Source organism: Streptomyces hainanensis (genome assembly GCF_004348415.1).
Classification (GTDB): domain Bacteria; phylum Actinomycetota; class Actinomycetes; order Streptomycetales; family Streptomycetaceae; genus Streptomyces; species Streptomyces hainanensis.
Genome location: NZ_SMKI01000401.1, coordinates 1 through 7,287, shown reverse-complemented (window position 1 = coordinate 7,287; position 7,287 = coordinate 1). Strand labels below are relative to the sequence as shown.

Genomic DNA, 7,287 nt, shown 5'->3' with positions numbered 1-7,287 from the left:
GGACGGGTTCCCGTCGCGCCGGCCGAAGCCCGCCGTGGTGAGCGGGATCTGGGTCGGGCCGCCCGAGAAGGAGATCATGTCGGGGTTGAGCCGCAGGTACCACAGGTTCGGGTTTCCCCAGTAGAGGTACGCCTGACCGTTGTCGTCGATGAACACGGCGGGGTCGATCTCGCCGTTCTCGACCAGCGGCCGGCCCAGGGCGTCCCGGAAGGGGCCGGTGGGGCTGTCCGAGACGGCCACGCCGATGGCCATCCGCCCGGTCGCCCGGTTGGTCACCGGCACGTACCAGTAGAACTGGCCGTTCCTGGCCACGACATGGCCCGCCCAGGCGTCGGCACTCGCCCAGCTGAACGTGGCCAGGCTCAACGGGGAGCCGTGATCGGTCCAGTTCACCATGTCCGAGGACGAGAACACCCGCCAGTCCCGCATGGTGAAGTACGTCGAACCGTCCTCGTCGTGCCCGGTGTAGAGGTACACCCGGTCGTTGTGGACGAGGGGCGCGGGGTCGGCGGTGTAGATCGTCTGGACGATCGGGTTGTCCGCCCTCGCCGCGCCGCCCTGGAACAGGGTCGCGACGCACAGCAGGCTCACCAGCCAGGCGATGCCGCGCCTGGAGGTCAGGCGAGCCAGGAGCGGTGGTCTCGGTGTCACGGTCACTCCTCAGATGGTGGGTTCCGGTCGTGCCGGGAGGGCGACTCGGCGAAGCGGCCCCTCGGCGTGACCGTCGTGGGTCGCCGCTTCTCAGGAGCGGGTCCATCGCTGGTTGGACTGGCCGTTGCAGGTCCACAGGATGGCTCTCGACCCGTTGGCGGTGCCGGCCTGGTCGACGTCGAGGCACAGGCCGGAGTGGACGTTGCGGATCGATCCGTCGGCGGTCAGCGTCCACCGTTGGTTGTTCTGGCCGTTGCACGGCCAGGTGACCACCGGCGTCCCGTTGGTGGTGCCCTGGTTGGAGGCGTCGAGGCACTTGTCGCCGAAGACCCGGATCTCGCCGCCGGCCCAGGTGGTCCAGGTTTGGTTCGCGGCGGTGTGGCAGTCCCAGATCAGCGTGGTCGCGCCCGGGGCGGTCGAGGCGTTGTCGACGTCGAGGCAGCGGCCGGAGCCGGCACCGCGCAGCCGGGAGGTGGTGTTCTCCAGGGGGGTGCCGCCGGAGACCCGGTAGGCGGCGACGCCGTGTGCCGGGACGCTGGCGGAGATCTGGCCGCCGCTGGAGGAAGTGCCGCCGGTCCACAGGTCGGTGAGGGTGAACGAGCCGCCGGACAGACCGACCTGGGCGGCCGTGGTGGTGATCGTGGCGGTGGTGCCACCGCGGTTGAACAGGCCGACCGCGACGGAGCCGTCGGACAGCGGCTTGGCGAACACCTCGACGTTGCCGTCGTCGCGCACTCGTCGCCCGCCGGCGCCCAGCGGGTCCTGGTTCACGGCGAGCAGTCGCGGGTTGCGCAGGATCGCGCTGACGTCGGCGGACATGGTGCGGATGTCGTTGCCCGCCATCAGCGGTGCGGCCATCAGGGCCCACAGCGCGAAGTGCGCCCGCGCCTCGGTCAGGGTGAGCCCCGGCCGGCCCACGACCAGCATGTCCGGGTCGTTCCAGTGGCCTGGACCGGCCTGGGCGGCCAGCGGGGCGTTGATGTCGACGACGTTGCCCACGCCCATCGGGTAGCTGTTGGTGTTGCCGTTCTGCCAGATGTCCAGCAGGTCCTCGGTGGTGCGCCACAGGTCGGCGACCTGCCCCCAGTCGTAGCTGGCGCCGGTGATCGCGTGGAAGCTGTTGGGGTTGATGCTGTAGACGATCGGACGTCCCGTGGCGCGCAGGGCGTCCCGCATCAGCGTGAACCGGGCGATCTGTTCCTCACGGGTGCCATCCGGGGAACACCAGTCGTACTTGAGGTAGTCGACCCCCCAGGAGGCGAAGGCGTTCGCGTCCCGCACCTCGTGCCCCATGCTGCCGGTGGAGCCGGGGTGCGTGCCGACGCGCTGGGCGCAGGTGCGCTCGGTGGGTACCTGGTAGATGCCGAACTTGAGGCCCCGGCTGTGGATGTAGTCGCCCAGGGCCCGCATGCCGCTGGGGAACCGGGTCGGATGCGCGCGCAGGTTGCCCTGGGCGTCGCGCTGCGGGTCGAACCAGCAGTCGTCGACGACCACGTACTCGTAGCCGGCGTCCCGCATGCCCGAACTCACCATGGCGTCCGCGGCCTGGCGGATCACCGTCTCGTTGACGCCGGCGCAGCCGAAGCTGTTCCAACTGTTCCACCCCAACGGCGGGGTGAGCGCCGGGCTCCCGGGCGCGGCCTGGGCCGGCGCGGCCTCGGCCGGCGGCTGGGCCGGCGCGGCCTGGGCCGGCGGCTGGGCCGGCGTCATGAGGAGCATCGTCATCGCGGCGGCCAGGCCTGCCAGCAGGTGGGGCAGCCGTCCGCGGATCAACGTTCGCATTGTCTGGCCCTTTCTCGACGGAGGTGGGGTGGCAGCGGGCTAGAACTGGGTGATGAACCGCCAGGTCTCGCCGGGGAGCCAGGTGCGGGAGCCGCTGTCGCCGGGCGCGCCGTCCTGCGGGGCGGCGATGTGGCCTCCGTCGAACGCGGCCCACGTGACCGGTCGTCCGCCCGCGCACCCGGAGTACGTCGTGGTGACGTGCCGCAGGCTGCCCTGGGCCGGCTCGGGCGGGTTCTGCGCGGCGCAGCCGTTGTTCCTGACGAACCGGTCGCGCATCGAGCGTCCGCCCGCGATGTTGTCGCTGACGCCGTGTGCCGCGAAGTAGGCGACCGGTCCGGTGCCGCCGCCGCAACCGCTGATCTGGCCGGGGGCGCCGTAGACCGCGACGCCGCGGAAGACGTTCGGCCGGGAGCAGGCCAGGGAGTAGCTCATCGCTCCTCCGTAGCTGAAGCCGAGGGCGAAACGCCTGCTGGTGTCGACGCAGAGGTCGGCCTCGAGCCGCCGCAGCAGGTCGTCGACGAAGGTGACGTCCTCGCCGCCGGCGTTGGCCCAGCCGTTGCCGATGCCCTGCGGGGCGACGAAGATGGTGCTGTTGTTCGCGAGCCGCTTGAGGCCGTAGTAGGCCCAGACGTCCCGCTCCACGGTCTGGCCGGTGGCGACGTCGGTGGCGGTGCCGCCCCACCAGTGGAAGCCGAGGACCAGCCGGTAGGGGCGGTTGCGGTCGTAGCCGTCGGGGACGTCCAGGATGAAGTCGCGGTTCCTGCCGCCGCTCTGGATCGTGTGGGTGCCGTCGCCCAGCGTGGGTGCCTGGCCGCACGCGGCCGACGCCGCGGCCGCGCGCTCGGCCCCGGGCCGTTCGGCGGCCGCCCCTGGCGTGCCGGCCGCTGCCTGGCCGCCCATGACCAGGGCGAGAAGTGCCGCGACCACGAGGGGCACGGACAAGGACGCGCGCCTCGACATCCTGCGGCTCCCTCGGCTGTTGAACATGCCTGACATGGATCTCTCCTCGATGCCAGGGAAGCGTCCGAGGTCGGTGCCGCGCGCGAAGCGCTACGACAGGGGCAGGGGGAAGCGCGGACGGTTCCATGGCGGCTCTGCCGAAGGCCCCGCCACACGGGAGCGCCTGTCGTCCTCAGGCGTTGGGCATCGTGACGCACGTGTGGTGGGGGCCACCGGTACGGAAGGTGGATGGTGCGCGTGCTGCCGTGCGATGGCCGGCGTTCGAGGTTGCGAACGCCTGTCGGGTCGTCAGACATGGAGCATAGGAGCGTCGCGTTCGGTGTCAACCACTCCGTCGGGTAATGGTTTCGAGGAGATGAGCGGAATTCAGTCGCCGAGTAGGGGTGTAAGTGGGGTGAACCGGCGCATTCTCTTCGGCGGGCGCGAGTCGGGAGGCTCCGAAACGATCGCTGCTACGGGGCGGAGACCGCGCGGCGAGGAGAGTCCGCCCCGGCGAGGCGCGTAGGCGGCGCTCGGCTGCGCATTTTTCCGCATGGAGGAAAATGTGCGAGCTCTATTTCTCATGCATGGAACTCGTGAGAGGTTGAGCCCATGGCAGCACAACAGCGTGGACTCAACGACGGGCCGGTCCTGGTGGTCGGCGGCGGCCCGGTGGGGATGGTGGCCGCCGCCTGGCTGGCCCGTCTCGACGTGCCGGTCGTCCTCATCGAGGCCGAGGACGAGCCGAAGACCGACTGGCGGGCCTCGACCTTTCACGCGGCGACCCTGGAACTCCTCGACGAACTCGGCGTCGCCGAGCAGATGCACGCCGAGGGCCTGCGCGTGCCGATCTACCACTTCCGGGACCGCGCGGAGGGGCTGATAGCCGAGTTCGACTTCCGGCTGTTGGCGGACGAGACGCCGTTCCCCTACCGGCTTCAGCTCAACCAGCAGCACCTGGTCCGGATGCTGCACCAGCGGCTGCGCGCCACCCCGGGGGTCGAGCTGCGCTTCGGCAGCCGGGTCACCGGCGTGCGGCAGCGGCCCGGCGGCGGGGTGACGGTCTCGCTCGGGACCGCGACCGGGTCCGAGGAGCTGACCGGCTCGTACGTGATCGGCGCCGACGGAGCCGGCAGCACGGTGCGCGGCGCGCTGGGCGTCGCGTTCACCGGCTTCACCTATCCGGAGCGCTTCCTGATCGCCAGCACCTCCGTCGACCTCGCCCAGGTGCTGCCGGGGATCGCCGAGGTCAACTACGTGGCCGATCCGCGCGAGTGGCTCTTCCTGTTGCGCACCCCGGAGTCCTGGCGCGCCGTCTGGCCGGTGCCCGCCGAGCAGAGCGAGGCGGAGGCGCTGCACGAGGACACCCTGCGCCGCCAGTTCCAGGGGGTGGCCCCCCGGGCGGAGGGCTATCCGATCATCGACCGCCAGCTCTACCGGGTCCACCAGCGGGTCGCCGAGACCTTCCGGGTCGGTGACGTGCTGCTGGTCGGGGACGCCGCGCACATCAACAGCCCGATGGGCGGAGTCGGCCTCAACAGCGGCATCCACGACGCGGTCGACCTGGCCCGTCGCATCGGGCGGATCGCGGGGGGCGGCGCCGACGCGGACGCCGAGTTGGACGCCTTCGCCGAACGCCGCCACCGGGTCGCCGTGGAGTACGTCCAGGCCGACACCCAGCGCAACACCGAGCGGCTGAGGGAGACCGACGAGACCCGCCGCCGCGCCGCGCACGACGAGATGCGGGCCATCGCGTCCGACCCGGAGCGCGCCCGCGGCTACATGCGCCGCGTCTCGCTGCTGGAGAGCGTGCGCCGCTTCGGGATCGGCCTCCCGCCCGGGAGCACGCCGGAACCCGCCGGCACCCACGCGCCCTGACCCCCACCCGCACCCATCAGCCGACGATCTGGAGGCCCGCCCATGTCCACCGCCGAGGAGACCCCGGAGACCTCGGAGACCCGGGAGTCCCGGGTGCCACAGGAGACCGACCCGGAGCTGCGCGCCCTCTACCGGGACATCGAAGCCGCCGAGTTGCGCCCGCTGTGGACCATCACCGAGCAACTGCTCACCCCGACGCCCCGGCCCCGGGCGGTGCCCTGGCTCTGGCGTTCCTCGGACCTGCGCCCGCTGGCCGAACGCGCCATCCGGCTGGTGCCGGTGGAGCGCGGCGGGGAGCGCCGGGTGCTGTCGTTGACCAACCCGGGTCTTGGCGGCCGGCCCTACGCGGCCGGCACCCTCTGGGGCGCGCTCCAGTGCCTCGGCCCCCGGGAGACCGCTCCCGCGCACCGGCACACCCCGGGCGCCATCCGCTTCGTCGTCGAGGGCGAGGGGGTGTGGACCACGGTGGACGGTGACGCCTGCGACATGCGCCCCGGCGACCTGGTGCTCACCCCCGGTGGCGCCTGGCACGACCACGCCAACGGCGGGGACGGCCACATGTACTGGTTCGACGGCCTCGACCTGCCGATGATCGAGGCCCTGGACGCGATCTTCTTCGAGCCGCACCCCGAGCTGCGGCAGCCGGTGGTGGGCGAACACAACCGGTCCGAGCGGGAGTTCGGAGAGGCCGGGGGCGCGCTTGCCGACACCATGGTGGCCGGCGCGGTGCGCGGCCCGCTCGACGCGGAGCCCTCCGCGTTGCTGGTCTACCGCTGGGCGGAGACCGACCGGCGGCTCACCGAGCTGGCCGCGGGAAGCGACGCGCCACTGGTCGGCGTGGAGTTCACCAACCCGCGCTCCGGCGCCAGCGTGCTGCCCACCCTCTCCTGCGGCATGCACCGGGTGCGGCCGGGCGGCGGGTCCACCCCCGTGCGGCGCACCGGCAACCGGATCTACGTGGTCTTCCGGGGGGCCGGTCACAGCGTGCTCGACGGGCGCCGCTTCGACTGGACCGCGGGCGACATGTTCGTGGTCCCCTCCTGGGTGGCCGAGGAGCACCACAGCGTCGAGGGCGCGGACCTGTTCTCGCTCGGCGACGACCCGGTGCTCCGCGCGCTGGGCGTCTACCGCGAGGAGCGCCTGCCGGCCGCCCAGGAGATCACCGATGTCTTCGGCTGAGCCCACCGCCGGCCGCTACCTGCTGATCTGGCTGGTCTTCCGCGTCGAGCTGGGCGCCGGCCTGATCAAGTGGCGCGGCGACCCCTGCTGGCGCCGGCTGACCTGCCTCTACCACCACCACGAGACCCAGCCCATGCCAGGACCGTTCAGCTGGCACTTCCACCACCTCCCCCGCCCGCTGCACCGGGTGGAGGCGGCCGCCAACCACGTCGCCCAACTGCTGGTGCCGTTCGGCCTCTTCCTCCCCCAGCCGGCGGCCACGTGGGCGGCCGTGGTGGTGATCGTCACCCAGCTCTGGCTCGTCCTCTCCGGAAACTTCGCCTGGCTCAACTGGTTGACGCTGCTCCTCGCCTGCGCGGCCGTCGACGGCGCCCTGGCCGCCCGCTGGATCCCGGTGCTCCCGGCCCCGCCGGCGCACCAACCCGACCCGCCGATCTGGTTCACGGTGATCGTCCTCGCGGCCGCGGCCCTGGTCGCCGTCCTCAGCTTCCGCCCGGTCCGCAACCTGCTCTCCCCCGGCCAGGAGATGAACCGCAGCTACGACAGCCTGCACCTGGTCAACACGTACGGCGCCTTCGGCACCGTCACCCGGGTCCGCCACGAGATCGTCCTGGAGGGCACCGCCGACCCGGACCCGTCCGAGACCAGCCGGTGGCTGGCGTACGAGTTCCACGGCAAGCCGGGCGACGTGCGCCGCCGCCCGCGCCAGTTCGCCCCCTTCCACCTCCGCCTCGACTGGCTGATGTGGTTCGAGGGCCTGCGCCCCTTCACTCCCAGCCCGTGGCTCCGCGCCCTCGTCCGGCGCCTCCGCGCCGGCGACCCCCGGCTGCTGCGCCTGCTCCGCGGCAACCCCTTCCC

5 protein-coding genes and 1 pseudogene are annotated in these 7,287 nt (G+C 72.2%); 3 read left to right on the top strand and 3 right to left on the bottom strand.

Going from position 1 to position 7,287, the window contains the following annotated elements:
* The 3 genes from E1283_RS28205 to E1283_RS28195 all read right to left on the bottom strand — a co-directional run.
* The coding region (locus E1283_RS28205) for a family 43 glycosylhydrolase (protein WP_243745159.1) at positions 1–651 on the bottom strand (651 nt) is incomplete at its 3' end.
* 90 nt (positions 652–741) lie between these two features.
* Entirely contained in the window at positions 742–2,376 is a 1,635-nt protein-coding gene (locus tag E1283_RS28200; protein WP_132820990.1) for a glycoside hydrolase family 27 protein, read from the bottom strand.
* A gap of 96 nt (positions 2,377–2,472) precedes the next feature.
* A complete protein-coding gene (locus E1283_RS28195; protein ID WP_243745160.1) occupies positions 2,473–3,369 on the bottom strand; it encodes a CE1 family esterase in 897 nt (298 codons plus the stop codon).
* A 615-nt stretch (positions 3,370–3,984) separates the two neighbouring features.
* Between E1283_RS28195 and E1283_RS28190 the strand changes: the two genes are divergently transcribed.
* The 3 genes and pseudogenes from E1283_RS28190 to E1283_RS28180 all read left to right on the top strand — a co-directional run.
* Positions 3,985–5,250: an FAD-dependent oxidoreductase gene (locus tag E1283_RS28190; RefSeq protein ID WP_132820988.1), complete on the top strand. Its 1,266-nt coding sequence runs from the start codon at positions 3,985–3,987 to the stop codon at positions 5,248–5,250.
* A gap of 42 nt (positions 5,251–5,292) precedes the next feature.
* Entirely contained in the window at positions 5,293–6,429 is a 1,137-nt protein-coding gene (locus tag E1283_RS28185; RefSeq protein ID WP_132820987.1) for a cupin domain-containing protein, read from the top strand.
* Positions 6,425–7,287 (top strand): annotated as a pseudogene (locus E1283_RS28180) (lipase maturation factor family protein); the annotation flags it as partial. The gene E1283_RS28185 and the pseudogene E1283_RS28180, both read left to right, overlap by 5 nt.

Coding starts and splice junctions, on each gene's coding strand:
- E1283_RS28185 (WP_132820987.1), top strand. CDS start 5,293: ATGTCCACCGCCGAGGAGACCCCGGAGACCTCGGAGACCCGGGAGTCC.
- E1283_RS28190 (WP_132820988.1), top strand. CDS start 3,985: ATGGCAGCACAACAGCGTGGACTCAACGACGGGCCGGTCCTGGTGGTC.
- E1283_RS28200 (WP_132820990.1), bottom strand. CDS start 2,376: ATGACGATGCTCCTCATGACGCCGGCCCAGCCGCCGGCCCAGGCCGCG.